This is a genomic window from Mucilaginibacter sp. GW821-FHT07H05 (genome assembly GCF_059418485.1).
This window is the reverse complement of record NZ_JBWKPY010000002.1, coordinates 803,623-830,339: the sequence shown is the minus strand read 5'-3', so window position 1 is coordinate 830,339 and position 26,717 is coordinate 803,623. Positions and strand designations below refer to the sequence as shown.

The 26,717-nt window shown below is 47.0% G+C and carries 30 protein-coding genes; 18 read left to right on the top strand and 12 right to left on the bottom strand.

The window, feature by feature from the left end; genetic code table 11:
* Positions 1–315: 315 nt before the first annotated feature.
* The gene (locus tag AC07M6_RS07760) at positions 316–918 is read right to left on the bottom strand and encodes a non-canonical purine NTP diphosphatase (RefSeq protein WP_494888424.1); all 603 of its coding nucleotides are present in this window, start codon (positions 916–918) and stop codon (positions 316–318) included.
* A gap of 2 nt (positions 919–920) precedes the next feature.
* Positions 921–1,559: a hypothetical protein gene (locus AC07M6_RS07755; RefSeq protein ID WP_494888423.1), complete on the bottom strand. Its 639-nt coding sequence runs from the start codon at positions 1,557–1,559 to the stop codon at positions 921–923.
* 179 nt (positions 1,560–1,738) lie between these two features.
* Between AC07M6_RS07755 and AC07M6_RS07750 the strand changes: the two genes are divergently transcribed.
* The 3 genes from AC07M6_RS07750 (at position 1,739) to AC07M6_RS07740 (ending at position 5,907) form a co-directional block, all read left to right on the top strand.
* Positions 1,739–3,112: a peptidylprolyl isomerase gene (locus AC07M6_RS07750; protein WP_494888422.1), complete on the top strand. Its 1,374-nt coding sequence runs from the start codon at positions 1,739–1,741 to the stop codon at positions 3,110–3,112.
* An 8-nt stretch (positions 3,113–3,120) separates the two neighbouring features.
* Positions 3,121–4,083, top strand: a complete 963-nt coding sequence (locus AC07M6_RS07745) for an AAA family ATPase (protein WP_494888421.1) — start codon at positions 3,121–3,123, stop codon at positions 4,081–4,083.
* Between the two features lie 168 nt (positions 4,084–4,251).
* Complete coding sequence (locus tag AC07M6_RS07740) at positions 4,252–5,907, top strand: glutamine--tRNA ligase/YqeY domain fusion protein (protein ID WP_494888420.1); 1,656 nt, start codon at positions 4,252–4,254, stop codon at positions 5,905–5,907.
* 686 nt (positions 5,908–6,593) lie between these two features.
* On the opposite strand, the gene AC07M6_RS07735 is transcribed toward AC07M6_RS07740, so the two are convergent.
* Positions 6,594–7,421 carry an N-acetylmuramoyl-L-alanine amidase gene (locus AC07M6_RS07735; protein ID WP_494888419.1) on the bottom strand — a complete coding sequence of 276 codons (828 nt, stop codon included), beginning with the start codon at positions 7,419–7,421 and terminating at the stop codon, positions 6,594–6,596.
* A 142-nt stretch (positions 7,422–7,563) separates the two neighbouring features.
* On the opposite strand from AC07M6_RS07735, the gene AC07M6_RS07730 reads away from it, so the two are divergent.
* The 5 genes from AC07M6_RS07730 to AC07M6_RS07710 all read left to right on the top strand — a co-directional run bounded on the left by AC07M6_RS07730 (position 7,564) and on the right by AC07M6_RS07710 (position 10,012).
* The gene (locus AC07M6_RS07730; protein ID WP_494888418.1) at positions 7,564–8,649 is read left to right on the top strand and encodes a DUF3810 domain-containing protein; all 1,086 of its coding nucleotides are present in this window, start codon (positions 7,564–7,566) and stop codon (positions 8,647–8,649) included.
* A 67-nt stretch (positions 8,650–8,716) separates the two neighbouring features.
* A complete protein-coding gene (locus tag AC07M6_RS07725; protein WP_494888417.1) occupies positions 8,717–9,058 on the top strand; it encodes a hypothetical protein in 342 nt (113 codons plus the stop codon).
* Positions 9,059–9,144: 86 nt separating this feature from the next.
* Positions 9,145–9,378, top strand: a complete 234-nt coding sequence (locus AC07M6_RS07720) for a hypothetical protein (protein ID WP_494888416.1) — start codon at positions 9,145–9,147, stop codon at positions 9,376–9,378.
* A gap of 43 nt (positions 9,379–9,421) precedes the next feature.
* Positions 9,422–9,817, top strand: a complete 396-nt coding sequence (locus AC07M6_RS07715) for a hypothetical protein (protein ID WP_494888415.1) — start codon at positions 9,422–9,424, stop codon at positions 9,815–9,817.
* A gap of 6 nt (positions 9,818–9,823) precedes the next feature.
* Positions 9,824–10,012: a hypothetical protein gene (locus tag AC07M6_RS07710; protein WP_494888414.1), complete on the top strand. Its 189-nt coding sequence runs from the start codon at positions 9,824–9,826 to the stop codon at positions 10,010–10,012.
* On the opposite strand, the gene AC07M6_RS07705 is transcribed toward AC07M6_RS07710, so the two are convergent.
* Positions 10,013–10,396 (bottom strand): iron chaperone, encoded by a 384-nt coding sequence (locus AC07M6_RS07705; protein ID WP_494888413.1) that lies wholly within the window; start codon positions 10,394–10,396, stop codon positions 10,013–10,015.
* A gap of 138 nt (positions 10,397–10,534) precedes the next feature.
* Between AC07M6_RS07705 and ligD the strand changes: the two genes are divergently transcribed.
* Complete coding sequence (gene ligD / locus AC07M6_RS07700; RefSeq protein WP_494888412.1) at positions 10,535–13,267, top strand: DNA ligase D; 2,733 nt, start codon at positions 10,535–10,537, stop codon at positions 13,265–13,267.
* Positions 13,268–13,276: 9 nt separating this feature from the next.
* Here the strand turns inward: ligD and AC07M6_RS07695 are convergent, their stop codons facing one another.
* Positions 13,277–13,789, bottom strand: a complete 513-nt coding sequence (locus AC07M6_RS07695) for a hypothetical protein (RefSeq protein ID WP_494888411.1) — start codon at positions 13,787–13,789, stop codon at positions 13,277–13,279.
* Positions 13,790–13,816: 27 nt separating this feature from the next.
* On the opposite strand from AC07M6_RS07695, the gene AC07M6_RS07690 reads away from it, so the two are divergent.
* Positions 13,817–14,578 carry a VIT1/CCC1 transporter family protein gene (locus AC07M6_RS07690; RefSeq protein WP_494888410.1) on the top strand — a complete coding sequence of 254 codons (762 nt, stop codon included), beginning with the start codon at positions 13,817–13,819 and terminating at the stop codon, positions 14,576–14,578.
* A gap of 2 nt (positions 14,579–14,580) precedes the next feature.
* Here the strand turns inward: AC07M6_RS07690 and AC07M6_RS07685 are convergent, their stop codons facing one another.
* Positions 14,581–15,252 (bottom strand): cytochrome b/b6 domain-containing protein, encoded by a 672-nt coding sequence (locus AC07M6_RS07685; RefSeq protein WP_494888409.1) that lies wholly within the window; start codon positions 15,250–15,252, stop codon positions 14,581–14,583.
* A gap of 103 nt (positions 15,253–15,355) precedes the next feature.
* Complete coding sequence (locus AC07M6_RS07680) at positions 15,356–15,859, bottom strand: GNAT family N-acetyltransferase (RefSeq protein WP_494888408.1); 504 nt, start codon at positions 15,857–15,859, stop codon at positions 15,356–15,358.
* Positions 15,860–16,143: 284 nt separating this feature from the next.
* Here AC07M6_RS07680 and hisS point away from each other — a divergent pair, with 284 nt between their 5' ends.
* The 4 genes from hisS (at position 16,144) to rimM (ending at position 20,753) form a co-directional block, all read left to right on the top strand.
* The gene (gene hisS, locus AC07M6_RS07675; protein ID WP_494888407.1) at positions 16,144–17,520 is read left to right on the top strand and encodes a histidine--tRNA ligase; all 1,377 of its coding nucleotides are present in this window, start codon (positions 16,144–16,146) and stop codon (positions 17,518–17,520) included.
* 113 nt (positions 17,521–17,633) lie between these two features.
* Entirely contained in the window at positions 17,634–18,980 is a 1,347-nt protein-coding gene (locus tag AC07M6_RS07670; RefSeq protein WP_494888406.1) for an MFS transporter, read from the top strand.
* Between the two features lie 477 nt (positions 18,981–19,457).
* Positions 19,458–20,003, top strand: a complete 546-nt coding sequence (locus tag AC07M6_RS07665) for a 30S ribosomal protein S16 (RefSeq protein WP_494888405.1) — start codon at positions 19,458–19,460, stop codon at positions 20,001–20,003.
* Between the two features lie 225 nt (positions 20,004–20,228).
* The gene (rimM, locus tag AC07M6_RS07660) at positions 20,229–20,753 is read left to right on the top strand and encodes a ribosome maturation factor RimM (protein ID WP_494888404.1); all 525 of its coding nucleotides are present in this window, start codon (positions 20,229–20,231) and stop codon (positions 20,751–20,753) included.
* Here the strand turns inward: rimM and AC07M6_RS07655 are convergent, their stop codons facing one another.
* Positions 20,754–21,233, bottom strand: a complete 480-nt coding sequence (locus tag AC07M6_RS07655) for a hypothetical protein (RefSeq protein ID WP_494888403.1) — start codon at positions 21,231–21,233, stop codon at positions 20,754–20,756.
* Positions 21,234–21,352: 119 nt separating this feature from the next.
* Between AC07M6_RS07655 and AC07M6_RS07650 the strand changes: the two genes are divergently transcribed.
* From AC07M6_RS07650 to trmD, 4 genes are all read left to right on the top strand, one after another.
* Entirely contained in the window at positions 21,353–21,775 is a 423-nt protein-coding gene (locus tag AC07M6_RS07650) for a hypothetical protein (protein WP_494888402.1), read from the top strand.
* Positions 21,776–21,790: 15 nt separating this feature from the next.
* Positions 21,791–21,991: a helix-turn-helix transcriptional regulator gene (locus AC07M6_RS07645; protein WP_494888401.1), complete on the top strand. Its 201-nt coding sequence runs from the start codon at positions 21,791–21,793 to the stop codon at positions 21,989–21,991.
* A gap of 62 nt (positions 21,992–22,053) precedes the next feature.
* Positions 22,054–22,494 (top strand): VOC family protein, encoded by a 441-nt coding sequence (locus AC07M6_RS07640; protein ID WP_494888400.1) that lies wholly within the window; start codon positions 22,054–22,056, stop codon positions 22,492–22,494.
* A 224-nt stretch (positions 22,495–22,718) separates the two neighbouring features.
* Positions 22,719–23,402, top strand: coding sequence for a tRNA (guanosine(37)-N1)-methyltransferase TrmD (gene trmD / locus AC07M6_RS07635; RefSeq protein ID WP_494888399.1), 684 nt, complete (start codon positions 22,719–22,721; stop codon positions 23,400–23,402).
* Positions 23,403–23,577: 175 nt separating this feature from the next.
* Here trmD and AC07M6_RS07630 read toward each other — a convergent pair whose 3' ends face one another.
* From AC07M6_RS07630 to AC07M6_RS07615, 4 genes are all read right to left on the bottom strand, one after another.
* On the bottom strand, positions 23,578–24,885 hold the full coding sequence (locus AC07M6_RS07630) for a carbohydrate porin (RefSeq protein ID WP_494888398.1): 1,308 nt from the start codon (positions 24,883–24,885) through the stop codon (positions 23,578–23,580).
* A 30-nt stretch (positions 24,886–24,915) separates the two neighbouring features.
* Positions 24,916–25,560 (bottom strand): HD domain-containing protein, encoded by a 645-nt coding sequence (locus AC07M6_RS07625; RefSeq protein WP_494888397.1) that lies wholly within the window; start codon positions 25,558–25,560, stop codon positions 24,916–24,918.
* Between the two features lie 258 nt (positions 25,561–25,818).
* Positions 25,819–26,073: a helix-turn-helix domain-containing protein gene (locus tag AC07M6_RS07620; protein ID WP_494888396.1), complete on the bottom strand. Its 255-nt coding sequence runs from the start codon at positions 26,071–26,073 to the stop codon at positions 25,819–25,821.
* Positions 26,074–26,200: 127 nt separating this feature from the next.
* Positions 26,201–26,716 (bottom strand): hypothetical protein, encoded by a 516-nt coding sequence (locus AC07M6_RS07615; protein WP_494888395.1) that lies wholly within the window; start codon positions 26,714–26,716, stop codon positions 26,201–26,203.
* Position 26,717 lies beyond the last annotated feature (1 nt).

The following is a 26,717-nucleotide window of genomic DNA, read 5'->3' as shown; positions in this document are numbered from 1 at the left end:
AATTTAGTAAAAAAGCCCAAATCTTCTTTCGGGGATAGGGCTTTCTAAAATTTTAACCCTCTCCATGGGAAAGTAATAGCCCATGAATAGACATTTTAGGGTAGCCCCTGGCCGGGGCATTATGGTTTCTGTTACGTTTGCTACAAACAGGTAACCCCTCTGGGACATAGAACTTGTATGATCCATCAGTATTCGATAATGCTTCTGTGCCCCGGAGGGGTTACCTGTTTGTAGCAGGGAAGAAAAAAAGGAATTGTCCCCAGCGGGGACTACCCTTATAAACTCATATCCGTAATGGCTATTAATGCGCTATTACTATTTGGAGAGTGCAGGTTGAGGTTGACCTTTCAAAAAAGTGATTAGTCCATCCATAGCCCTGCCGCGGTGACTGATACTGTTCTTTTCCTCCATGCTCATTTCGGCAAAAGTAATATCGTACCCATCGGGTTGAAAGATGGGGTCGTACCCAAAGCCCCCGGTGCCCGATACTTCGTGCCGGATGGCGCCTTCAACCGTCCCTTCAAAAAAATGTTCTTCACCCTGCCATATTAATGAGATCACCGTGCGGAAACGGGCTTTGCGGTTACTTAAACCCTGCATGCTTTGCAGTACTTTAGCAATGTTGGCGGTGTGGTTACCATGCTCGCCGGCATAGCGGGCCGAGTACACCCCCGGCTGCCCGTTCAGCGCATCAATTTCCAGTCCGCTATCGTCGCCAAAACAATCCAGGTGGTAATGGTCGAAAATATAATGGCTTTTTATCGACGCATTCTCTTTAAAAGTAAGGCCGGTTTCTTCAATATCGGCGGCACAGCCAATATCAGCCAACGTTAAAAGCGTAAACTCGTTGCCAATTTTAGCCGACACTTCATCCAGCTTATGGCGGTTATTGGTGGCAAAAACTAATTGCTGTGGCATAATTAAAGCATTTTCATCTGTTCCCAAAACGCTTTGGTGTTTTCCTTATTGCCCATCATTTCGCCAAAGCTATAGCTGTAAAGCAACTGGCAGGTACCCAGCATGGTCAGTTGGTTAAACACCGGCTCGGGAAGCCCCGCGGGGAAGGTATCTTTGCCCAATAGCAACATCCGCTTAGGCTTAAAAAACTTACCGATAGCTTTCAGTTCGGTACCCGGGTATTTGCCAATATTAAAAATGGCGATATCGTCCATACTTAATTCGCGGCGTTTAATGGTGCTTTCCAGCGCGCTGAGGTGGCCCGGTTCCATCACATCATGATCTGGATAATGCACCAGGACCAGGAATTTTTGCTGATAGCCGCCGGTATACTTAAACACCACTTGTTGCGTTTCTGTAACTGTTGTAACAACGCGTTGAACAATGGTTGGTATTTGCGGAATAATCGCTTCCCCGGCCTCAATAATCGGTGCTGATGCAACAGGTGCGGTATAAACAACAGCCGGTTCTTCAACTTGTACGGGTGATGGTGCCTCGGCAACTTCTGGTGTTAATGTAGCCAACGCCGATCTGTCGGCCGGCAAAAAAAACACGTCGCCGGGCAGGATATAAGATAGGGCAAGCGGATTTTCGGCTAACATATATTTAACAAATTTTAACCAAAAATAGCTAAAGTGTTTGAAGCTTTATCAGCATATTCGCAGTATTAAGTGTAATAATGATGTTTTGATATTGTTATAGCTTCATAATCAAATAATTTTCCGAAATTCGGGCTTTAAATTAAGCTGCGGCTTAAGCGTTTTTACTATAAAAGAGATACATGAGAAAGTTTGGCATAGCCGTTTTAGTTTTTATATTTTCAGCATTATTTGCGGGCGCACAGGTGCGTGTGTTGGATAAAGTGGCCGGTGTAGTAGGCAGCAGCATTATTTTACAGTCGGATATCGAATCGTTATACGCGCAATACCAGGCACAGGGCATGGCGGTTACCCCCGCGTTTAAATGCCAGTTGCTGCAGCAGCAGGTTACTCAAAAATTACTGGCCCAGCAAGCGGTTATAGACAGTGTTACCGTAAAAGAAGACGAAGTGGATGCCGAAGTTGACCGCCGTATGCGCAGCATGATAGGCCGGGCCGGCGGGCAGGATAAGCTGGAAGCCTTTTTAGGCCGTTCTACCATTCAGTATAAAGATGAGATCCGTGCAGATATCCGCGAGTCGATGGTTGCTCAGCGGATGCAGCAAAAGATCACCGAAAAGATAAACGTTACCCCACAGGATGTAAAGAAATTTTTCGATGGCATCCCTAAAGATAGCTTACCCACCTACAATAAAGAGGTAGAAGTGGGCGAAATTGTATTGAACCCGGTATTAAGCAAAGAGGAAAAAGAAGAATACCGTAAAAAGGTTGAGGATTTGCGCGCACGCGCCAAGGCGGGTACAGATTTTGGCCTGCTGGCTCGTTCTTATTCGCAGGATCAGCGTTCGGCAGTTGAGGGCGGCGATCTGGGCTTTTTTGATCGTAACGCTATGGTGAAAGAATTTACGGCTACCGCCTTTAAATTAAAGGCTGGCGAAATATCCCCGGTTTTTGAAACAGATTTCGGCTTCCACGTTTTGCAGGTGATAGAACGCCGCGGCGAGCAGGTGCACGCCCGCCATATCCTCATCATGCCGTCCATTACACAGGCAGCCCTTGATCGGGATAAGGCAAAGGCCGATAGTATTTATACCCTGATCACTACCAACAAAAAGATCGATTTTTCTAACGCCGCTTCTTTTTATTCGGACAATAAAGAAACCAAGTTTAACGGTGGCATGATGCTGAATGCCGAGAACGTGCAAACACGCAGTACCTATATCCCTACAGATAAACTGGACCCGCAGATAGCACTGGTTGTTGATACGATGAAAGTAGGCGGGATCTCCAAACCGGTATTATATACCGACCAGGAAGGTAAAAAAAGCTACCGCATACTGTACCTGAAATCGGTTACCGACGCGCATAAAGCCAACCTGGCACAGGATTTCCCAAAGCTGAAGGAAATAGCTTATGAAGAAAAAATGAGCCGCACCGTTAGCATGTGGTTTGAAAAGAAACGTAAGGAAACCTTTATCCGTATCGATCCGGAGTTCCAGTCGTGCCCGCAATTAAAAAATTGGATAACAACCACAACAGCTCAAGCTAAACCCTAAACAGAATTATGCAACACCGTACAGATGTTGAAGCTGCCGATGCTTTAAAAAATGCCTTTCAACAGATCAGGAATGAAATTGGTAAAGTGATCATCGGTCAGGATGATGTGGTAAAATCTGTACTGATATCTATCTTTAGTAACGGGCATTGTTTGCTGGTAGGTGTGCCCGGCCTGGCCAAAACACTGTTGGTGCAAACCGTATCGCAGGTGCTCGACCTTAATTTTAACCGGATACAGTTTACCCCTGACCTGATGCCGTCGGACATTATAGGCTCGGAGATACTGGGCGAAGACCGCAACTTCAAATTTATCCGCGGCCCTATATTTGCCAATATTATTTTGGCTGATGAAATTAACCGTACGCCGCCAAAAACCCAGGCCGCCCTTTTAGAGGCCATGCAGGAAAAAGCGGTTACCGCCGCCGGCGTTACCCACAAACTGGCGCAGCCATTTTTTGTACTGGCTACCCAAAACCCCATCGAACAGGAAGGCACTTATCCGCTGCCCGAAGCGCAGCTGGACCGCTTTATGTTTAATGTTTCGCTGGATTATCCAACTTTTGCCGAAGAATTGCAGGTGGTAAAAAACACCACCAGCACCCTGAAACCAGAAGTAAATAAAATATTGAACGCCGAGCAGATCGTTTATTTCCAGCAACTGGTGCGCAATATCCCCGTTACCGATCATGTGCTGGAATACGCTGTAAAGCTGGTGACTAAAACCCGCCCACAGGGCGATATGGCTACGCCGCAGGTTAAAAAAATGCTGAACTGGGGCGCAGGTCCGCGCGCGTCGCAATTCCTGATCCTGGGCGCCAAATGCCATGCGGTGATCAGCGGCAAATACTCGCCCGATATTGAAGATGTGCAAGCCATTGCCAAGGCTATTTTACGCCACCGTATTGTACGCAGCTATCATGCCGAGGCCGAAGGCCTGACAGCCGACGCGATTATTGAGGGCTTGTTTTAATCAGGCCGCAGGCTTTCATAAATACAATGGCGCTTACGCGCTTTTTGTTTTTACGCTTACCATCGTGTTTAAATCCTGCCTGTCGTATTAAACCACGCATCCCTCATTCGCACATCTGCATATCCGCACACCTGCACATTCAAAGCATTTTACTATTTTTGCCCTAACATGAGTGAAGAAAGATCATTAAACTTTATAGAAGAAATTGTTGAAGCCGATTTAGCGGCAGGTACGCACGGCGGCCGGGTATTAACCCGTTTCCCGCCCGAACCCAACGGCTACCTGCACATCGGTCACGCCAAATCCATTTGTTTAAATTTTGGCCTGGCGCAAAAATATAATGGTAAAACCAACCTCCGTTTTGATGATACCAACCCGGTAAAAGAGGATGTCGAATATGTAGACAGCATTAAGGCCGACGTAAAATGGCTGGGCTTCGATTGGGCGCAGGAGCTATACGCATCCGATTATTTTGAGCAGCTCTACCAATTTGCGGTTACCCTGATCAAGGCCGGACTGGCTTATGTGGACGATAGCACTGCCGAGGAAATTGCCACCCAAAAAGGTACGCCTACCGAACCAGGCACACCGAATGAATACCGCAGTCGCAGCGTTGAAGAGAACCTGCAACTGTTTGCCGATATGAAAGCCGGCAAATATCCCGATGGCGCTAAAGTATTGCGGACTAAGGTAGATCTGGCATCGCCAAACATGCACCTGCGCGACCCATTGATGTACCGCATTAAACACGCCCACCACCACCGTACCGGCGATGCCTGGTGCATTTACCCCATGTACGATTTCGCGCATGGACAAAGTGATGCCATTGAACAGATCACCCACTCGATATGTACGCTGGAATTTATCCCGCACCGTGCCCTATACGATTGGTTTATTGAGCAGCTAAACCTGTTCCCATCGCGTCAGTACGAGTTTGCCCGCCTGAACATGACCTACACCGTGATGAGCAAGCGCAAGCTGCTGCAACTGGTTGATGACGGCCATGTAGAGGATTGGGACGACCCACGCATGCCAACCATCAGCGGGATGCGCCGCCGTGGTTATCCTGCCGCCGCTATCCGCGAGTTTTGCGAGCGCATTGGCGTGGCCAAGCGTGAGAATATGATTGACCTGAGCCTGCTGGAGTTTTGCGTACGCGAAGACCTGAACAAAAGCACCTGGCGCCGCATGGCGGTGCTGGACCCTATAAAACTGGTGATCACCAATTATCCGGCCGGCCAAACCGAAATGTTTACGGGCGAAAACAATCCCGAGGCCGAAGGTGGTGATGGCAGCCGCGAATTCCCTTTCAGCAATGAACTGTGGATAGAACGCGAGGACTTTATGGAAGAACCGCCAAAGAAATTCTTCCGCCTGGGTGTAGGCCTGATGGTGCGCCTGAAGAATGCCTACATTGTAAAATGCGATAGCTTTACAAAGGATGCCGATGGTAATGTGACCGAAGTACATTGCAGCTATATCCCCGAAAGTAAGTCGGGTAACGATACCAGCGGATTAAACCCTAAAGGCACTATCCATTGGGTAAGCGCAAACCACGCCCATACAGCCGAGGTACGCCTGTACGATCGCCTTTTCCGCGTGGAAGACCCCAGTAACGAGGACGGCGACTTTAAAGAGTACCTGAACCCCGACAGTCTGCAGATCATCAACGCCTACGTTGAACCTGCTTTAGCCGAGGCCCAAATGGGTACCGCCGTACAGTTTATGAGAAAAGGATATTTCACTTTAGATAAACATGCCACGGCTGATAAGCTGATATTTAACCGCACCGTGACGTTGAAGGATGGGTGGAAAGTAAAATAGTTAGCCCAGCATACATAAAAAGGGGTTTCGATTAGTCGGAACCCCTTTTTTATTACCACCACGTCATTGCGAGGTGCGAAGCAATCCTCGGCAAGCAGAGTTGTTTATTCCACATTCCATTAGGCTGCGTAAATCAGTAAATGAAAGCCAGTGGATGTTACTTTTTCTTTTCGCAAAAGAAAAAGTAACCAAAAAGAAAAACCGCGGCTTGGTTATCTTCTACGATTGGTTTGTGCTTGGACAGGGACAGTGGTACCCGAAGATTCCCGAGGCCGCATTTAGGACGGTTATTAAGGGTTTGGTGCATCGGTAGGACAATAGGCAAATCCATTCGGCCGAAGGCCGATTAACAGAGCGAAGCTCCGCTTCTCTTCCCCGGCAGCGGTGCGGCTTCCGGAAAGATCAGGCAAAACGATGCTGGCCTGTGGGAGGAAAAGGGAAGCGGATTTGCCTGAAGCGGGGCCACGTGCGAGCGAGAGCAGGGGCAAATTCTTGCGTACCGTGGTTTTGCATGATGCGGGCAAGGCCCTGTGCGACAAAGGAAGCCTTAGCGCTGTCTTGATTTTTGGTTCTTTTTATCAAGAAAAAGAACAATCGTCCGTAGGCAAATGAGCCGGATAAACAGTAACCAGGCATAGGCCCACGCTCTCACTCAACCCTTTCCTTCGGTGAGGGATTGATTTCTCTTAATACTTCTTACTAATATTATACAACACATTCAAATCCAGCTGCGTCATTTCGGGGGTAACATCGCTTTGAACGAAGTGGCGTTTGAAGGCTACTATGGCAGCTTTGGGGTTGCTGGTATCGTAACCAATTAACCTTAATGCAGTAATATAATCGTAATTTTCGGGGGCCAGTTCCAGGATCTCATCACTCCAGTAGCTGAAACCGTGGGCAGCCATGATCTTCCAGGGGAACAGCGGACCCGGATCGGGCTTGCGCTTGGGTGCCCAGTCCTGGTGACCGATAAAATTGGCTTGCGGGATGCTGTAATCCTTTTTCAGCTTGGCCAATAGTGCTAACAGGCTATTTATCTGCGCATCAGTATAGGGCTCAAAACCGTTATTGTCTATCTCAATCCCAATCGAACAACTGTTCATATCGGTTATACTGCCCCACTTGCCTATGCCGGCCTGGTTGGCGCGCAGGTAATCGTTCACCATGTGAACGATCTGGCCGCTTTTGGCTACCACATAATGGGCGCTTACGGCGGTACGCTTCAGCGTGAAGGTTTTGATGGTTTGCGCCAGGCTGTCCTGCGCGGTATAGTGGATGATGACATAATTAGGCTTGCGGACGCCGAAATTCACCGTACCGACCCAGTTGGTTGGCACCTGCCCGCCGGTACTATCAATAATTACAGGCGCCTGCTCCAGCCGCACCATGGTCAGCAGCGAATCCTTTTGGCGCGTGTATACCTTATTGGTGAGCGCGTACGGGCCTTTAGGCGAACATGCCGGTAAAGCGGCTACGATAATAACAAACAGACAGAGGTAATAGGCTTGTTTCATTTATAGGTATTGTTAAAGCACAAGTTTAATAAATTGCAGGCTGGGATGCAAGCGCTCGTAAGATAGTCTATGCCCGGTGGAATATTGTCCATCCCGGGTCAAAATCGCGTTGCTGGCTTTTATATTTATATTTACCCCTGTCATGCAACAACCACGCCGCCCGTCCAAACAAATCATCACCCTAATCGGCTTGCTCTTGCCGATCATCCTGTTGGTCTGTTTCAGGCAAAGCACTGCCTGGGTAGAGCGGTATTACTACCACGGTTTTTACCAGCTGATATGCCATATCATGCGCCCGGTGTTAAATCTGTTGCCATTTAGCCTGGGCGATATCTTATATATCCTGGTTATCCTGTTGCTATTGTTTGGTGCCTTCCGCCTGGTGCGGTTTCTATTTATCAAACAACCCAAAAAAGCCGGATGGCTGGCCCTGCGGTTTCTCATCTGCCTGGAAATAGGCTGGCTCTGGTTCTATTGCTTTTGGGGCCTAAATTATTACCGCCCGCCCGCGGCGCAACTGCTGGGGCTAAACGATACCACTTATACCATAAAAGATGTAGCCCGGGTAACCGAACTGATCATCGATAGCGCTAACACCCTGCGCGCCTGCCTGGGTACGGCCGATATGCACCAAAGTAACAGCCAGATCTATCAGCAAGCCATGGCCGCAGTGAACGATTACGGAAATAAATCGGCAGCGTTTAAAGCCGTGGGGCAAAAAATAAAGCCTTCTGTGTTTAGCAGTCTGCTCAATTATATGGGGACATCGGGCTATTACAATCCTTTTACTGCCGAGGCGCAGCTGAATTACCAGATGCCGGTTTTTGATAAGCCCTTTGTAGCCTGTCACGAAATGGGCCATCAAGCCGGCTGGGCCCGCGAGGATGAGGCTAACTTTGCAGGCTATGTTGCCGGGGTGAATGCAAAAGACCGCCTGCTAAAATACTCGGCCTATTATGCCGGGATCGAGGAGTTTATGCGTTACCTGCGCAGGCGCGATACGGCCGCCCACCATGCGCTGCGATTAAAAATATCACCCCTGGTTTACAGCGATTTTAAAACCGACAGCGCCTACTGGACCAAATACCAGGGCGGGGCCGAAGTGGTGAGCGGGCTATTTTTTGATAAGTTTTTAAAAGCCAATAACCAGCCGCACGGCCTGCGTACCTATAACCGGATGATCCGGCTGACGATGAGTTATTATCGTAAACAATACCGGGTTTGGTAACCGATTATGATGACCCACTAAACAAAATCCGCGTCCGGCGGTTAACTTGTTTACTAAGCAGATAAAGATGATCTCTGACGAGGCTTTTAACAACGAATTTAAACCCCTGCATATCCCATCAGCTTATCATGCAAATGATAGCTGGAAGGATAAAGTAATATTTGCCCTAGCCGAACTGGGTGCAGGTACCGCCGACGATGTTGCCCAAAAGCTGCATCAACTGGATGCCGGATTAAACGAGGCCCAGGTTAAGGCCGAAACCGACAGTATTTTAACCGCTTTATTTGATAAGGGACTGATCAAAGGCACCAGCCTGCACCATGGCATGTTATATAACCTCAGTAAAATACTCATTCAAAACTCGGGAAGCACGCATCCATCGCATGAAAATGGTGGTAAAGCCTACTAAGCTAAACAGCCCCTAATTGTTAAATAATATTAAAAAACGGGGGATTAGATGAGAACACCTATCTTTACCCCCGAAGGATTAAGCGCATGGGATTACCACTACGGATTACATTTAATGATCAGGATTATATTTACCAGATCATCAACAGCAAATTAATAGACCAGCACACTACCGAGCTGGAGATACTATTGAACGGCGAAAAAGTAGAATTAATTAAAGACGAACGGCGGGTTTGGGTATTAAAAGATGCCGAAATACAAATTGACCCCGAACTGGTGCAAGCACTTGGCCGCTCGGTTTCCCTTCGGTTAAGAATGTGATGCGGCTTTTTTCTATCCATTATAAATTATTTATCTTCACATTATGAAAAATATCATCATACTGGCGCTGTTTGTGGTTCTGTCTGTTAAAGCATCGGCGCAAACTATTATTGCCGCTAAGGATGCTGCCAAACATATTGGTGAAACCGTGACCATTACTGAAAAGGTTTTTAGCGGTAAATATTTTGAAAACAACAAAATGACCCTGCTCGACCTGGGCGGCTACAACCCCAACCAACTGCTTACCGTTATGATACCCGGCGCCGATAAAGAGAAATTTAAAGGTAACCCCGAAGTAGATTATAAGGGCAAAGAAGTAACCGTTACCGGTAAGATCATTGACTATAAAGGTAAACCCGAAATTGTGGTGACTGATCCTAAGCAATTAAAAGTAGTGCTGGTTGATAACCGGGTGTCAGTCCCCATATCGCAGCATTAATACGCTATGGATAACCTGACTAACGAAGAAGAGCCCGTTAAGCCGCCGGTTAAAAAGGGGCCTATATTTGTTCCCAAATCAAGCGGGCTGGGGTGGACCTTAAACTTTGAACGCTGGGAATCGTACGTAATACTGGGAATTGTATTACTGATCATCATTTACAAATTAGTACAGCCTTCGGCCGAAAAAAAGTGATCAGCCGCGTGGCTTTTTCTTCATTTCGGCTTTCTGCAAATTCTCTGCTATTTTAAACTTTACTATATTGGTAATCAGCTCAACAGGCATCGGCTGGTCCAGCGGGAACTGTACCGAGCCTTTGGCATTTTTGTACCCCGCTATTTCTTTCTGAAATGCCGCAATACCCGATGAGCCCGGGTAAAACCCGATATGCCTTTCGTAACCCGCAAACCAGGCCAGTATCTTGTCATTAAGCTTAACGGCGGGCATACTGTAGCTAATTACGTCAACAGCACCGGGCGCTGTTGCTTTAATGGTTTCGCGCACCTGCTGCAAAAGTTTTTGTGTTGCCGGCGGGAAACTGGCAATATAATGGTCGGTATCTATCGGTTTTGCCATCATTAATGGTTTTATGATTTCCTTACTATCGTTAATACTTATGACTCTCTAAGTTAGTAAATCCTGTAATGGTTTAGCTCAAATATCTGTCAAACAGTTCACAGTTTCCTGTTGTTATTATTTAAAAACAACCGTATTGCCATGGGCCTTAAAGAGTACGTTAAAAAGCGGAACTTCAGCAAAACCGCCGAACCAAAAGCCGGGATGAGTAAGGATAAGGACCACCTGATGTTTGTGATCCAAAAGCATGACGCATCCCGGCTGCATTATGATTTTAGGCTGGAGATGGATGGTGTTTTAAAAAGCTGGGCCGTACCCAAAGGCCCGTCTACCGATCCTAAAACCAAACGCCTGGCTATGATGGTGGAAGATCATCCTTTTGATTACCGTAATTTTGAAGGCATTATTCCGCAGGGCGAGTATGGCGGCGGCACCGTTATTGTTTGGGACGAGGGCACGTACGAGCCAATTGAGGAAATTAAAGGCAAAAAGGCCCAGGAAAAACATTTGCTGAAACAACTTAAAGAGGGTTCGGTAAAAATTAAACTTCACGGCGAAAAGCTGGAAGGCGAATACGCCCTGGTAAAAACCCATGGTATGGGCGAGAACGGCTGGCTGCTGATCAAGCACAAGGATGAATTTGCATCGGATAAGGATATTACCAAAAAAGATAAGTCTGTGCTGTCCGGTAAAACGATCGAAACGATGGAAAAAACCAGCGAAAGGGTTTGGCAGCACGGGCACCAGGAGGATGTAGAAAAATCCGCGAAGGCAAATAAAAAAAAAGCCGTAGCCAAGCCTGCTGAGGAAGTGGTAGCCGAAGACCTGGCCGAAAGCGATGCGGATACACCGGTAGATGTACAGTCGCTGATCAAATCCGCGCCAAAATCGGCCGTCCCCCGGAATGTGAAACCGATGAAGGCCACTCTGGTGGATGAACCCTTTGACGACCCCAACTGGGTATACGAAGTTAAATGGGACGGTTACCGGTCCTTAGCCTTTATTAATAAAGACGGCGCCGAACTGATATCCCGCAACAATATCCCTTTTGATAAATACTACCCCATTAACAAGCTGTTAAACGATTGGAAAATTAATGCCGTAATAGACGGCGAAATCCTGGTGCTGAACGATAAGGGTGTATCTGATTTTGGCGCGCTGCAAAACTGGCGCAGCGAGGCCGATGGTAACCTGGTTTATTACTTGTTTGATATCCTGTGGTACGAGGGTAAAAACCTGATGGGCTTGCCGCTGATACAGCGCCAGGCGATATTGAAGGAGATCATGCCGGCTAATGACGACCGTATCCGCCAAAGCAAGGTATTCGCGGCCAGCGGGATCGAATTTTTTGAGGCCGCCGAAAGGATTGGACTGGAGGGCATTATCGCCAAAAAAGCGGATAGTGTTTACACATCAGACCTGCGATCGAAAGAGTGGCTGAAGATAAAAGTACAGCGCCGGCAAGAAGTGATCATAGCCGGTTTTACCAAAAATGCGGGGACCGCGAAGGCATTCAGCGCGTTGATATTAGGGGTTTATGATCATGGCACGCTGAGATATGCCGGCAAGGTAGGCACCGGGTTTTCGGATAAGCTGCAAAAAGAAATGATGGCCGAATTTAAGCCGCTGATCACAGATAAAAGCCCGTTTGAGGTGGTGCCCGATGTGGATAAACCCTCGCGTTTCCGGCCGCAGCGTTTGGGTGCCAAGCCAACCTGGCTGAAACCCCAACTGGTTGGCGAAGTAGCTTTTGCCGAAGTAACCAGCGAGGGCATCTTCAGGCAGGCATCATTTAAAGGTTTAAGGATCGATAAAAAAGCAAAAGACGTGATATTGGAAACACCAGAGCACACCAACAAAGCCATAGCGGAGGCCGGGCAGGACGCAATCGGTACCGAACACAGCAAAGCCATTGAACCGCCAAAAAACAAGGACCGGAAAACGCTGCTCAACCCTAAAGATGAAACCCAGGTACGCAAAATTTGCGGGCACGATTTGAAGTTTACCCACCTGAGTAAAGTATACTGGCCCGAAGACGGCGTTACCAAACGGGATATGTTTAATTATTATTATCGAATAGCCGAATACATTTTGCCCTATCTGAAAGACAGGCCCATGTCGCTTAACCGCTTCCCCAATGGCATCCACGGTCCAAGTTTTTACCAAAAAGATGTAAAGGGCAAAGCGCCCGAATGGGTGACCAAAACGTTCCCCTACACCACCAGCGAGGGCGAGCATAAGGAATACCTGGTAGGTTCGGACGAATCGTACCTGTTATGGATGGCATCATTGGGCTGTATTGAAATGAACCCCTGGTTCAGCCGCGTACAATCGCCGGATAACCCTGATTATTGCGTGATAGACCTTGATCCCGACAAAAACACCTTCGACCAGGTAATTGCCGCCGCACTGGAAGTTAAAAAAGTACTGGATGCTATCGGCGTACCATCGTATCCCAAAACCTCCGGATCAACCGGGATGCATATTTATATCCCTTTGAATGCCAGATACGATTACGATCAATCGCAGATGTTTGCCCGTATTGTGGTGGAACTGGTGCACAAACAGATCCCCGGTTATACCAGCCTGGAACGTATGGTGGCCAAACGCAAGGGCAAAATGTATCTCGATTTTTTACAAAACCGCCCGGGGGCTACTATTGCCGGTCCATACTCGTTACGGCCAAAACCCGGCGCAACGGTATCTATGCCGCTGGCCTGGGACGAAGTAAAACCGGGTTTAACGATGAAGGATTTCACCATCTTTAATTCGGCCGACCGGCTAAAGGAAACCGGCGACCTGTTTAAAGGCGTGTTAGGCAAAGGGATTGATCTGGAGAAAACGATTAAAAAGGCGCAAAGTATTTTTAAATAGCTAATAGGACTAATTGCTATGCAAGACTGGCGCAGTTTGTAGAGGTATATTTAATTTATCTACATCTGGTAATAATTTTCTTAAGCTCGCGGGGTTGCCGGCATCTAAAAACCACCAGGTTTGGCCCTTATCTAAACTTAAGGCAAGCAACGATGATGTAGCATCATAGATCTGCCCATTCATTTTTAAGCTAATAGTTTCGGGTAGGATACAGTATATCGTTTCACCAATTTCAACTTCTGCTCCGGGCGTTCCGATTATTGCATTAGTTATTTCCAGTGGCGTGCCCTGTGCCTTCATTTTTTCCATGCCGTTTTTAATAGCCGCTAATACACTATCCTTACCTCCGTGAGCATTAACAAATTTGGGATAGGTATGGTCTAATACACTTCCAAAATCGCCCCTCACTGTAGCATCGGCAATTAATTGGGCTATTTGTTTAATTTGATTTCTATGATCCTGCGCCGATACAGTAAACCCGGTTAGCACAAGTGTAAAAAGCAATATGCAAAAGTGTTTCATTATGGTGAAGATAATAAAAGAATACATATGTCCTGTCAAAATGTTCCGGTAACGAAGATCAAACTGTTTGCTACCTTTACTACAAATCGCGCGCCCATGCAACACCATGAACATCACGTAAGCAGTTCGGAAACCATCAGGGACATTGTTATCGGCATGTCCGACGGTTTAACGGTACCCTTTGCTTTGGCCGCGGGCTTGAGCGGGGCCATTACCTCATCTACCCTTGTGGTTACAGCGGGCATTGCCGAAATTGTTGCCGGGTCGATTGCGATGGGGCTTGGTGGTTTTTTAGCCGGGAGAACAGAGCAGGACCATTACCGATCTGAACTAAAACGCGAATACGAGGAGGTTGAGCGTGTGCCCGAACAGGAAAAGTTAGAGGTGCGGGAAGTATTTGCCGAATTTGGTTTGTCTGAAACATTACAGGTGCAAATTGCCGACGAAATGGCCAAAGACAAAAAGAAGTGGGTAGACTTTATGATGCGTTACGAATTGGGCCTGGAAGAACCCAACCCCAATCGCGCCAGCAGGAGCGCCTTCACCATTGGCGCATCGTACATTGTTGGGGGTATCATCCCCCTTTCGCCCTATATCCTGATCAGCCACGCCGGCGAAGCCCTTTATTATTCATGCGCCGTAACCTTAATCTGCCTGTTTATTTTCGGGTATTTTAAAAGTAAAATGACCGGTCAGCCGGCATTAAGCGGGGCCATTAAGGTGGTTATCATCGGTACTCTGGCTGCGGGGGCTGCCTTCGGGATGGCCAAACTCATCACCGGGAAATAAAATCAGGCTTTGCCGCCGTTAATCATATCCGAAACGATGCCCGGGCTATCCTTGCGCTCGGCTAAAAATACGCCGGCCAGGTGTACCGCTATAAAGGCTAAAACCACATACATGCAAAAGCCATGCACTTCCTTCACATCATGACGGATAGCTTTATAGGGGGCAAAAAAGTCTTCAAAGGCTAAAAACAGACCGGTTATAGCCATGATGATCAGTGTGATATAAAAAACAGAGTAGATGGTTTTTACGGCCAGTTCGTGCCGGGCCAGTTCGCGGTTATTTTTCACGGCCTGGTATTGCGTGTAAAGGATCTTCATTTTTCGGATAAACTTTTGATCGGCCACCTGGAAAAACTCCAGCAGCAGCCTGAATAATAAAAGCGCGGCCAAAGCATAGCCGAAATAAATATGTACTTCCCAAACCTTATCGCCCAGATCGTGCCCAACTGCCCCGGCCTGTTTCTCGCTTACCGTAACACCCTTTTCCTGCAGGGCGTTTATGACTACCGGGGCGACATTTGCCCGGTCGGTAATGGTTGAATTGATCAGCACGGTAATCAGAGAACCGCTGATGACAAGGGTATTGGCCCAATGCCAAAAACGCAATGATGCCGAATATTTTTTTATGGTTTGCGGATGCTCTGCATCCAAGCGGACAGGTTCGATCAATGACATATTTTGCGGGTTAAATCGGGGTTATTTAAGGATGAGCACACCTCCCGGTATACACGGAACGACCAGGGCTTTCAATAAAACTAATCTATCAAAAATAACCGGCTTATTTCATTTGCATCTTGTAAAAAACCAGTTCCTCGTTATTCCGCACAATATTGCCTTGCCTAATTAGCCCGGCCTTCTCCAGCACCATTTGCGATGCTACATTACCAGGCGTTGTAACGGCCACAATTGCTGTAATTTCCGGGTGGTTTTTGGCATGGTTAATCAGGGCATGGGTTAGTTCGGTAGCAATGCCCTGCCCCCAGTATTTTACGTGGAGGCCATAGCCTGTTTCCAGTTTATCCGCTTCGTTATTGTAAAAGCGCAGCAAGCCCATGCCTATCAAATCGCCATCGGTTTTATTCACCACCGCCCACCTGCTGAAGACGGCCCCATCCGCATCCTCTTTTATCGTATCGCGGAAGATCTTGCGGTTCTCTTCAACGGTGCGTTTGGGCAAATGCTCGTTCACACGTGGATCACTGAACAACTCCAGGTAGGCGTCCTCCTCATCCGCACGGAAATGGCGGATAATTAATCGTGGTGTTTCTGCAATCAGGGGCATATTCAAATATATAAATTTTAAAAAATATCATGCAATGCCACAATGCAGTCGCTTGGCTCCAGCCCACAAGTGTTCGGAAGATTCTTAGTTCCCTCCCACGGGGAGGGGTGCGGCTGGTTGTGTTGTGGCAGGGAGGGTTTTCTACGCTTGATGAAACCCCTCCCTACACCCTCCCTATGGGAGGGAATCGCGCAATCCCGCCCCTTTTTCTAATCTTCCGAACACTTGTGGGCTCCAGCCGGGTGACTCAAATAGATTAATTAGCTTTTTGTACCTTTGCCCGCATGGCATCCATCAAACCATCTGTACCAAAAGGCACCCGTGATTTCTCGCCGGCCGAAATGGCGAAACGTAACTTTATTTTTGATACCATAAAAACCGTTTTCCGCAAATATGGCTATCAGCAAATTGAAACACCTTCGATGGAAAAACTCTCTACGCTTACCGGCAAGTATGGAGATGAAGGAGACAAGTTGATATTTAAGATATTGAATAACGGGGACTTTTTATCTGATGCAGGAATTACACCTGATAATATTACAGCCGATAGTAAAAACCTTGTTTTCAAGATTGCTGAAAAAGCCCTCCGCTACGATCTTACCGTTCCTTTTGCCCGTTACGTGGTGATGCACCAGAACGAGATCACCTTCCCGTTCAAGCGTTTCCAGGTGCAGCCGGTTTGGCGCGCCGACCGACCGCAGAAAGGGCGTTACCGCGAGTTTTACCAGTGCGATGCCGATGTAGTAGGCTCTAACTCATTGCTGAACGAAGCCGAGTTTGTGATGATCTATGATGAGGCCTTAAGCAAATTAGGACTGAAGGATTTCAGCATTAAGATCAATAACCGCAAGATATTATCGGGCATTGCCGAGGTGGTAAACAAGGCCGACCAAATAGTCGACATGACTGTAGCCATTGATAAACTGGACAAAATTGGCCTGGATGGCGTAAGCAAGGAATTATTGGAGCGCGGTTTTACCGAAGAGAATATCGAACAGATAAAACCCATTATATTATTACAGGGCACTACTGAACAGAAAATTGCCAGTCTGCGTGGCGTGTTAGCCAATTCTGCCGTAGGCTTAAAAGGCTGCGACGAACTGGAAATCGTATTTAATTACCTGAAAAGTTTCACCATGCAAAACGGCAAGGTGGAACTGGATATTACCCTGGCCCGCGGGTTGAACTATTATACCGGCGCCATCTTCGAGGTGAAAACCAACGAGGTGCAAATGGGCAGCATTGGCGGTGGTGGCCGTTATGACGACCTGACCGGTATGTTCGGTCTGAAAGACCTGACCGGCGTTGGCATCTCTTTCGGCGCCGACCGGATCTATGACGTGCTGGAAGAACTGAAGCTATTCCCCGAGGCTACCAATCAAACCACGCAGGTATTAATTTGTCCGTTTGATAGCGAGGGCGAAACCTATGCCCTGCAGCTGTTGCAACAACTGCGTAATAAAGGCATCGCCACCGAATTATATCCCGCCGGCGCTAAAATTAAAAAACAGCTGGATTACGCCAATAACAAAAGCATCCCAACCGTCATTATCATCGGTGGCGATGAAATGGCCAGCGGCTTATTAACCATAAAAAACATGGTGAGCGGCACGCAGGAAAAACTGACCGTGGCGCAGATAGTGAGCGGCACAAGCGCCTAAAAAGATGTAAAGGCGGGCTCAGCAATGATACCGGGCTGAGTTATTTTATCCGGATGTAAATATCCCGTCTGGCCCCGTTCTATATTACCATAATATTTGCATCTTGCATTTTAATGGCGCTTAATAAACTCCCTTTTAACAAACAACTGGCTTATGCCAGCGGTATGATTGGCTGGAGCATCATGACCAATTTAATTATTGTGATGCTACCGTACTTTTACCTGCCGCCGTCAAACGCCGGGCTGATGCCCCTGTTGCCGCAATTGCTGATTTTGGGGGTGCTTAATATTTTGCCGCTGATAGCCGCGTCGGGCAGGCTGGTTGATGCTTTGTTTGATCCTTTTATTGCCTCGCAAAGTGATAAAAGCGAAAACCCGGCAGGCCGCCGTATCCCTTTTATGAAATGGGCTATCCTGCCATCGGTAGTGTTTTGCTGCCTGGTGTTTTTTCCGGTAGTTAAGGGCGAGAGCGTGTATAATGCTTACGGACTGGCCATTGCGCTGATGCTGTTTTTTATGAGCCTGACCACCTACATTATCCCCTATAACGCGTTGCTGCCCGAACTAACCAGCACCTCATCCGAAAAGGTAAAGCTCTCCTCGTTTCAGCAGGTAGGGTTCATCCTCGGGATGATCATCGCGGCCCTGGTAAATAACTATGCCAAAGTACTGCAAAGCAGTTTCCATATCGGCAACCGCAACCTGGCCGTACAGTACACCATTTGGGCGCTCTGTATTTTTGCCGGGCTGATGATGCTGATCCCGGTTTTAACCATTAACGAAAAGCTATATTCCAACAGTAAGCCCACGCACCTGCCTTTACTGCCGGCCATCAAAAAAACGTTCAGCAACCGTAATTTTAAGTACTACCTTATTTCCGATTTTTCTTTCTACATGGCGCTCAGCATCATTTCCAGCGGGCTGCTGTATTTTGTTACCGTGTTGTTAAGTTTGCCGGCTACAAAAGGCGGGGTAATGATGGGCGTAATGGTACTTACCTCGCTGCTGTTTTATCCGTTAATTATTTACCTGTCTAAGAAGATCGGCAAAAAGCCCATCGTCATGTTTTCATTCGGCTTACTGAGCTTAATTTTTGTCGCGATATTTTTCCTGGGGAAATTCCCGGTATCGGCCAGTGTGCAAATTTATACGCTGGCGCTGTTCGCGTCGTTCCCGCTGGCATCGCTGGGGATATTGCCCAACGCTATTTTAGCCGAAATTGCCGAAAACGACGCCAACCAAACCGGCGAGAACAGCGAGGGCATGTTCTTCGCGGTGAAATACCTGTTTGTAAAGCTGGGCCAATCGCTGGGGATAGCGCTGTTTGCATTCCTCACCATTTACGGTAAAGACCCCGGGCATGATTACGGCCTGCGCATGAATGGTATCTTCGGTTTTGTGCTTTGCGTTGCGGCCTTGCTGGTGTTTAGCCGGTTTAAAGAGACATTGACTAAAGGGTGAAGGGGCCTGCCCCCGCCCTTTCCAAAGAAGAGGGTTCAAAATCGCACTTCTTAAGTCCTCTCCTTTGGAGCGTAATAGCCTGTGAATAAATATTACGGATATGAGTTTATATGGGTAGTCCCCGCTGGGGACAATCCCTTTTCCTTCTTCCATGCTACAAACAGGTAACCCCTCCAGGGCATAGCAGCATCATCGAATATGGATGGGTAAGCCTGGTTCTATGTCCCAGAGGGACTACCTGTTTGTAGAAAACGTCACAGAACCATAATGCCCCGGCCAGGGGCTACCCTAAAATGTCTATTCATAGGTTATTACTCTTTAGAAAGTATTTAGGTGAGGCCGTTTGTGGTTAAATAGCCACCAACGCCGCATCTCACAACATTGATTAATAATCATTTGCAGGTTATTAATAATATAATTACCTTTGCAGCCCCGCAGAATACTCCGGGGGCAATGTTGAATACATAAAAATTAAAAATGGCAACTAAAATCAGACTGCAAAGACACGGTAAAAAAGGTAAACCCTTTTATTACATCGTGGTAGCGGATTCCCGCGCTCCAAGAGACGGTCGCTTTATTGAGCGTTTAGGTTCATACAACCCAAACACCAATCCGGCTACTATCGACATTAACTTTGACAAAACGCTTGACTGGGTGAACGATGGTGCACAACCAACCGATACCTGCCGTGCAATCCTGTCGTACAAAGGTGTATTATACAAAAAACACTTACAAGGCGGCTTAAAGAAAGGCGCTTTAACCGCAGAGCAGGTTGAAGAAAAATTCACTGCCTGGTTAGAAGGTAAAGAAGGCAAGATCACCGGTAAAAAAGACTCTTTAACATCAGCTAAAGACGAAGCTAAGAAATTAGCTTTAGCCGCTGAAGCTAAAAAGAAGGAAGAAAAAGCAGCAGCTATTGCCGCTAAAAACACTCCACCAGCCGAAGAAGTTGCAGAGGTTGAAGAAGCTCCGGTTGCTGAAGAAGCACCAGCTGCTGACGAAGCTGCAGAAAGCGCTGAATAATCATCGATTAAAAAGCATTAAAAATAGCCCCGATCATGATCGGGGCTATTTTTGTTTAGCATACCTGCAAGTACTGTACCGCGTCATTGCGAGCGATAGCGTGGCAATCCCCGGCAAGCAGAGCGGATCTGCTAATCGGGGATCGCCACATCGCTGATAGAAGCGACTCGCGATGACGGTTCTTACAGATTGTGGTTAAATCGCCACCATAACAACAACACAACAATGAAATTCACCGACCATTTTAAGGTAGCCACCGTTGGCAAAACCAAAGGCCTGAAAGGCGAAATGCAGTTATATGTTGATTTTGACGGGCTGGAGGACATTAAATTTAACGCCTTGTTTATTGATATATCCGGCAAGCTGGTGCCCTACTTTGTGGCAGCTTATAAAACCGGACTTAAAAACACGGCCTACGTTTACCTGGAAGATGTGGATACCATTGAAAAAGCCAGCGCGCTATTAAAAAAGGACGTTTACCTGCCCAACAAAATAAAACCTAAAAAGAAAAAGGAAGAGTTTACCCTGTTCGATCTGAAGGGTTTTTTAGCTATTGACGTGGATGAAGGCGAACTGGGCATCATTACCGAAGTGCACCAATACCCACAGCAAATTATTGCCGCCTGCGATTATAAGGGCACCGAAATCCTTTTCCCGTTAAACGAAAGCACCATTAAAGGTATTGATGTGGTAAAGAATATCGTAACGGTTGATTTACCGGTAGGTTTGCTGGATATTTATTTGGAGTAATTAATTCCAATTCTTAAACTCTGCTGTCTCTGTTGGATCTTCGCCGGGGTAAATTAACGGGAGACCTTCCCTGCGGGCTGCTTTTAAATCGGTTTCGGTTCCGCAAAAATACCAGGCTTCCTGCCCTGTTAATCCAATTGCGGGGTTAATGCTGTAATAACAAAGCCCCGTTTCAAAAAACAGTGGGATGCTTTCCATTTCCATGAAGAAAGTATCGGGCAGCCAGTCAGAAAAAGTGTCCGCAACAATGCGCATCTGCCTGGCCCTGGTTGATAAGGTGACTATATACTGTTGCCCGTCTTCTGAGAGTTCTTCAGTGATAATTATGCCATATCCGGATAATGTGGTATTTATAATACTTTGGATCAGGTGAGATAAATCCCCTTTATCGTAAATACACTCTGCATCAAAGGTAAAATCTGTTAAATTATACTTTGATTTAAGTTCTGTTATCTTTTGACGTAATAAATCGTAATCCATTTTTTAGATTGTTAACCAAACTTAAGGGATTTCGAATGTTGTACAAAAATATATTTTGTCAAATATATTTGACATTTGTAAAGTTTGTTTTACATTTGATAAAACAAACTTTACAAAAAATGAAAACACGTTTCCTTTTTCCCTATTCTTTTAAATTCGTCGGGCTGGCTTTAATCATCATTGTCCATTTCCCGCTAATGCATCTCTTGCAATTGATGCATATCCATTTTGATGATAACGATACCAGCCTCTTTAACCATCACCACGTATTTTTTATCTTAACCTATGTAATGATTGTTATCGGCCTGCTGATGGTGGCATTTTCTAAAGAAAAGGTGGAAGACGAGCATATCTCGCAATTACGGCTCGACTCGTTGCAATGGGCGCTTTATCTGAACTACCTCATCCTGATCATCAGCCTGGTATTTACTACGGGTATAGATATGATTGATGTTTTACGCCTGAATTTGTGGGTGCCGCTCATTTTCTTTATTATCCGTTTCAGATGGGTGCTGTATCGTTTAAACCGTTCATTAAACTAAATTTGGCCTGTTATTATGACAAACAACATCCGCGTTGAGCGCGCCATAAAAAACATTACCCAGGCCGATCTGGCCGGGCTGGTCAACGTGTCGCGCCAAACCATTAATACTATCGAGAGTAACCGCTATGTGCCTTCAACGGTACTGGCGCTAAAAATTGCACGGGTTTTTGAAAAACCTGTTGAAGAAATTTTTAAATTAGAGGAAACCGACTGACCCCCCTAACCCCCTGAAGGGGGAATAGGAAATTAATCAATGAATGTTAATTGAGTAAAGATATGACCGATCAAACTTCAACACCTCCTTCAGGGGGCCGGGGGGTATCCTTTGCCCCCATGCTGACTATCCGTAACGGGGTAACCGATATCGATTTTTACAAAAATGCCTTCGGCGCAGTTGAACATTTTTGCATAAACAATGACGACGGCAGCGTACATGTGGCCGAGTTCGCCATAGATGATGCCCTGTTCCACCTGCACGAAATAATGCCGCGCACAGATACATTTAACCCGGACCAGCACCGCGGCTTTGTAACCCTCGGCTTAATGGTGGATGATGTGCATGCCGTATTTAATCAGGCTGTAGCGGCCGGCGCAACTATCCTATCGCCGGTAACCGATTTTGAGTACGGGTACCGCCAGGGCGATTTGCAAGACCCATTCGGCCACCGTTGGACCATCCAGTGCCGCATCCCCGCCTCGCCCGATTGGGAGGGGTAGTGAGATAGTCCGAAAGACGGGAAGACCGGAAGTCCGAAAGACAGGATCGCGCGTTTTAACCTGCAATCTTTCGGACTTCCCGACTTCCTTTTCTGTCTTTCGGACTTCCCGTCTTCCGGACTTCCCGACGTCTTTTTCTATCTTCCGGACTTTCCGTCTTTCGGACTTCCCGACTTCCTTTTCTGTCTTTCGGACTTCCCGACTACAAAACGTATCTTTGCCCCATGCGTTTTGATATCATCACCGTTTTGCCGGGTTTGCTGGAAAGCCCTTTTGCACACTCCATTTTACTGCGGGCGCAAAAAAAGGGCATTGCCGAAATACACGTGCATAACCTGCGCGATTATGCCACCAACAAGCAAAAAAGTGTGGACGACTACCCCTACGGCGGCGGCAGCGGCATGGTAATGACGATTGAACCCTTTGCCGCCTGTATTGAAAAACTAAAGGCCGAACGCGATTACGACGAGATCATTTTTTTAAGTCCGGATGGCGAAACGCTGAACCAGGGCATAGCCAACCAATTATCTATCAAACAAAATGTGATGTTGCTTTGCGGGCATTACAAAGGTATCGATCAGCGCATCCGCGATCTGTTTGTTACCCGCGAAATCTCTATTGGCGACTACGTGCTTTCGGGTGGCGAACTGCCTGCCGCTATTGTGGTTGATGCCGTGGTAAGGTTGATTCCCGGGGTGTTATCTGATGAAACATCGGCCCTGTCCGATTCGTTCCAGGACGATATGCTGGATGCGCCGGTATATACCCGTCCCGCTGAGTGGAACGGCCACCGGGTGCCCGATATCCTGTTAAGCGGAAATACCCCAGAAATTGAAAAGTGGCGCTTTGAACAGGCGCTGGAACGTACCCGGCAACGCAGGCCCGATCTGTTAAACCGGGGCGAATAGTGTATCACCACGGCTGCTTTGGGGGAATGACGTTAAAATTCTTGTCATTGCGAGCGATAGCGCGGCAATCTCGTAGCACGTTTACAATTGCATAGCTACGGGATTGCCGCGTCGCCCTCACTCACTCTCCCACGCCGCTCCTCGCAATGACAATGGGTTTATTATATCGACCCATTTAAAACTCCACATGCATCCTTACCGAAAACACGTTTACCGGGCCGCGGTCTTTATTATAGGCGGGGTTTACAATAAACTGGTACCCCGGACTTAGCCAAATCTTTTTTTGCAGGGCGTTAATTTTATAATACATCTCGGCCACCATTTCTGTACCGTAGTTGAGTTTGCCATCGCCAATAATAAAGCCGTAGCCGCCGGCTGCCAAATAATCGCGATGTGGTTTGCTGATGCCATTGGCTACAAATGCCAAGCCTAACTCATCATCGGCACGTTTCCATGATGTGCCTTTCAGTACCCCACCTAAGCTAAACGAGCGGTCTATCTCAGTAAAAAACCAGGTTTCGGTTTTACCATCATTATAGCTGATCTTGGCAAATACGCCCAAATCCTTGTTTACATTTTGCTCGGCATTAATACCGAAGCCATATTTACGGTGCCCGTAGCTGAGCAGGGTATCTACTTCGGGGTTTATGGGCTTGCGGGTAAGGGCATCCTGATAACTGCCCATTTTACCGTTATTATTAAAGCCTAAAACGCGGAACGCGCCTTTTTGTCCGCCCAGTAAATAGCGCTTTTCAAACTCCAGCGTTTGCGAGTTGGCTTTGCCAATTTTGCTATCCCAGGTAGCGCCGTTGGCTTCGGTAGTCACCATGGTGTAGGCAAAACGCAAGGTCCAGTTGGGCTGGGCAAACTCGGTATACAGGCCCATTACATAACCGCGGGTATTGGCCGGATAATCCCAGGCGCCGTTACTCATCAGCGACCAGTTCATGAACTGTGTACGCGGGTCGTGGCTGAAACTATTGCCATCAAAATAATCGGCCATGCCAAACTTGCCTATGGTAAAGCTGAAGTGGCGCTGGCTTAGGGTGCCTGCTATTTGATTGGCATCATCATCTACCGCATCTTTATCCTTGCCCCACTCAAAATTTTGGGTGTAGTATAAGCGGGCTATATAGATCTTAGGCGCATCGCCGCCCACACGAAAAGTTTCGCCATTGGGGAAACCGGCTACGCCAAGGGTTTTGCTCAGCCCCGCCCCGCCCGACATTTCGGGATTGAAGAAAACCTGCGCGCCTTTCCAAAGCCGTGCGCCGCCGTAAAAAGTGGTGGTGAGTGATGTTTGCGTTTCGTCTCCTGTAAGCAAACTGTTATCGCCGCTGTATTTAGCGCTGAAGGCGGGCTTACTTTGCGTAATAATGGTTTGCTGAAAATGCAGGCTGAACCGTTGCTGTTTAACCGTGTCCTGCGCCAGGGCTGCCGATCCAATGGTTAAAAGGCTTGCAAAAAGTATTGGTTTTTTCATATATATATCGGGGGTATTTGTGGCTGTTAATTATCTTACTTCCATATAAAACTGATTGAGGTAGGCCAGCATAAAATCATGCCGTTGCTGTGCCAGCTGCCTGCCGGTTGTGGTGTTCATTTTATCTTTCAATAATAGCAGTTTTTCGTAAAAATGATTAAGGGAAGGTGCAACCGTGTTTTTATATTCTTCTTTGGTCATGTTTAAGTTGGGCGCGATCTCTGGATTATAGATCTCTCGCCCTTTAAAACCACCATAAGTGAATGCTCGGGCAATGCCAATGGCGCCAATAGCATCCAACCGGTCGGCATCCTGCACAATGCCCATTTCTATCGAGTAAAAAGGGTTTTGATCAAAACCCGATTTGAAGGACATATGCCTGATGATCTGCTCTACATGATCTATCACCGCGGCATCTGCACCGATATTTTTCAACCAGGCGGTAGCTGTGCGCGGACCAATCTCTTCATCACCGTTATGGAATTTGCTGTCGGCAATATCATGCAGCAGTGCAGCCAGCTCAACCGTAAGCAAATCGGCCTGCTCGGTTTGGGCTATGCGTTTGGCGTTGGTCCACACGCGGTGAATGTGCCACCAATCGTGACCGCCCTCGGCGTTTTGCAGGGTTTGCTTTACGTAGTTCTGGGTTTGTTCTATCAGGTGATGAGGATGCATTTGTTTAGTATTTAACCACAAAATACACAAAGAAATTGCAGGATGGCTAATACAACAGACAGAAAATTTTTAAATAATTGCCCATTATGGCTTTGCGATGTTGACCAAAACAGGGTGTTATTTAACCACAAAGCACGCAAAGAAATTGCAGGACGGCTAACACAAAGAGCACAAAGCTTTTAATAATTTATTATGCTTGTTGCCCCCGCCCAGGTATCACTGCGGCGGCTAAAATTCAACGGCGGGTGTCAGGGCCGTTTAAGCGTTAACTAACTGCAGTAATTTATCCGTATTGAAATCGAGCAGATCAACAGGTTCAACTTCCAGGATCTGGGCAATCTGAAAAAGCCTTTCAATAGTTATTTTGGTGTAGCCCAATTCAATTTTGCTGTACGCGTTTTGTGATATGGCCAGCTTGGCGGCCAGATACTCCTGCGTATACTCTTTTGATTCCCTGATTTTTCTGATGTTGACGGCTACTGTTCTGATCTTATTTTCCAGCAATTCTTTCATGATCAAGCTTTGTAAATGGGTATAAACGAAATTAGTTTGGGCCTGGATTTCCGTAATAAAAATAATTTTTTTTGAAAAATGGCCTTAGGTATCCTGTTGATGGAAAATGAGTTATTGATTACGTTACTTAATTGCCCGCCTTTTTAACCGGTACAGGCGGCACATAGGTGTATTTTATCTGCACTGTAGGCAATAGCGAAACCGTATTTAAGGGGATCTGGTCGGTAGCTATAATAGGGCTGCGGCTGTTATAATATTGCAGCATAGCTTTAGATGCCTTTGCATTAGGGGCATCAATGTTAATAGCGAAAGGGATCAGGAAATCGTATGATTTTTGTTTGGCGGGGATGATCCACTTCCCATTTGTAGCTTTAAGCGCTTTAATCACGGGTTCGGTCAGGCTGGCATCATCGGCATAATAAACCACCATTTTGATGACACTGCCTTTCTCGTCCGATGTAAATTTCATCACCACCAATCCGTTGGCCGCGCGTTGTTGAATCAGTTCGGTAACTTTAACGGTGTTGGCAAAATAATCAGCCATTACCCTGTTACCACCCTGGAAAGGGAAATCCATTTCATCCTGGGCCATTGCATAGCCGAACGACATAGCAGCCATCAGCATTAAGATCAATTTTTTCATT

Excerpts from the sequence above, each read along its gene's own strand:
- trmD (WP_494888399.1), top strand. The coding sequence starts at position 22,719 with ATGCGTTTTGATATCATCACCGTTTTGCCGGGTTTGCTGGAAAGCCCT.
- AC07M6_RS07670 (WP_494888406.1), top strand. The coding sequence starts at position 17,634 with ATGGCGCTTAATAAACTCCCTTTTAACAAACAACTGGCTTATGCCAGC.
- ligD (WP_494888412.1), top strand. The coding sequence starts at position 10,535 with ATGGGCCTTAAAGAGTACGTTAAAAAGCGGAACTTCAGCAAAACCGCC.
- AC07M6_RS07725 (WP_494888417.1), top strand. The coding sequence starts at position 8,717 with ATGATCTCTGACGAGGCTTTTAACAACGAATTTAAACCCCTGCATATC.
- AC07M6_RS07715 (WP_494888415.1), top strand. The coding sequence starts at position 9,422 with ATGAAAAATATCATCATACTGGCGCTGTTTGTGGTTCTGTCTGTTAAA.
- AC07M6_RS07710 (WP_494888414.1), top strand. The coding sequence starts at position 9,824 with ATGGATAACCTGACTAACGAAGAAGAGCCCGTTAAGCCGCCGGTTAAA.
- hisS (WP_494888407.1), top strand. The coding sequence starts at position 16,144 with ATGGCATCCATCAAACCATCTGTACCAAAAGGCACCCGTGATTTCTCG.
- AC07M6_RS07750 (WP_494888422.1), top strand. The coding sequence starts at position 1,739 with ATGAGAAAGTTTGGCATAGCCGTTTTAGTTTTTATATTTTCAGCATTA.
- AC07M6_RS07665 (WP_494888405.1), top strand. The coding sequence starts at position 19,458 with ATGGCAACTAAAATCAGACTGCAAAGACACGGTAAAAAAGGTAAACCC.
- AC07M6_RS07745 (WP_494888421.1), top strand. The coding sequence starts at position 3,121 with ATGCAACACCGTACAGATGTTGAAGCTGCCGATGCTTTAAAAAATGCC.
- AC07M6_RS07755 (WP_494888423.1), bottom strand. The coding sequence starts at position 1,559 with ATGTTAGCCGAAAATCCGCTTGCCCTATCTTATATCCTGCCCGGCGAC.
- AC07M6_RS07615 (WP_494888395.1), bottom strand. The coding sequence starts at position 26,716 with ATGAAAAAATTGATCTTAATGCTGATGGCTGCTATGTCGTTCGGCTAT.
- AC07M6_RS07685 (WP_494888409.1), bottom strand. The coding sequence starts at position 15,252 with ATGTCATTGATCGAACCTGTCCGCTTGGATGCAGAGCATCCGCAAACC.
- AC07M6_RS07630 (WP_494888398.1), bottom strand. The coding sequence starts at position 24,885 with ATGAAAAAACCAATACTTTTTGCAAGCCTTTTAACCATTGGATCGGCA.
- AC07M6_RS07705 (WP_494888413.1), bottom strand. The coding sequence starts at position 10,396 with ATGATGGCAAAACCGATAGATACCGACCATTATATTGCCAGTTTCCCG.
- AC07M6_RS07740 (WP_494888420.1), top strand. The coding sequence starts at position 4,252 with ATGAGTGAAGAAAGATCATTAAACTTTATAGAAGAAATTGTTGAAGCC.
- AC07M6_RS07640 (WP_494888400.1), top strand. The coding sequence starts at position 22,054 with ATGACCGATCAAACTTCAACACCTCCTTCAGGGGGCCGGGGGGTATCC.
- AC07M6_RS07695 (WP_494888411.1), bottom strand. The coding sequence starts at position 13,789 with ATGAAACACTTTTGCATATTGCTTTTTACACTTGTGCTAACCGGGTTT.
- AC07M6_RS07730 (WP_494888418.1), top strand. The coding sequence starts at position 7,564 with ATGCAACAACCACGCCGCCCGTCCAAACAAATCATCACCCTAATCGGC.
- AC07M6_RS07620 (WP_494888396.1), bottom strand. The coding sequence starts at position 26,073 with ATGAAAGAATTGCTGGAAAATAAGATCAGAACAGTAGCCGTCAACATC.
- AC07M6_RS07680 (WP_494888408.1), bottom strand. The coding sequence starts at position 15,859 with ATGCCCCTGATTGCAGAAACACCACGATTAATTATCCGCCATTTCCGT.
- AC07M6_RS07625 (WP_494888397.1), bottom strand. The coding sequence starts at position 25,560 with ATGCATCCTCATCACCTGATAGAACAAACCCAGAACTACGTAAAGCAA.
- AC07M6_RS07645 (WP_494888401.1), top strand. The coding sequence starts at position 21,791 with ATGACAAACAACATCCGCGTTGAGCGCGCCATAAAAAACATTACCCAG.
- AC07M6_RS07720 (WP_494888416.1), top strand. The coding sequence starts at position 9,145 with ATGGGATTACCACTACGGATTACATTTAATGATCAGGATTATATTTAC.
- AC07M6_RS07690 (WP_494888410.1), top strand. The coding sequence starts at position 13,817 with ATGTCCTGTCAAAATGTTCCGGTAACGAAGATCAAACTGTTTGCTACC.
- AC07M6_RS07655 (WP_494888403.1), bottom strand. The coding sequence starts at position 21,233 with ATGGATTACGATTTATTACGTCAAAAGATAACAGAACTTAAATCAAAG.
- AC07M6_RS07735 (WP_494888419.1), bottom strand. The coding sequence starts at position 7,421 with ATGAAACAAGCCTATTACCTCTGTCTGTTTGTTATTATCGTAGCCGCT.
- rimM (WP_494888404.1), top strand. The coding sequence starts at position 20,229 with ATGAAATTCACCGACCATTTTAAGGTAGCCACCGTTGGCAAAACCAAA.
- AC07M6_RS07760 (WP_494888424.1), bottom strand. The coding sequence starts at position 918 with ATGCCACAGCAATTAGTTTTTGCCACCAATAACCGCCATAAGCTGGAT.
- AC07M6_RS07650 (WP_494888402.1), top strand. The coding sequence starts at position 21,353 with ATGAAAACACGTTTCCTTTTTCCCTATTCTTTTAAATTCGTCGGGCTG.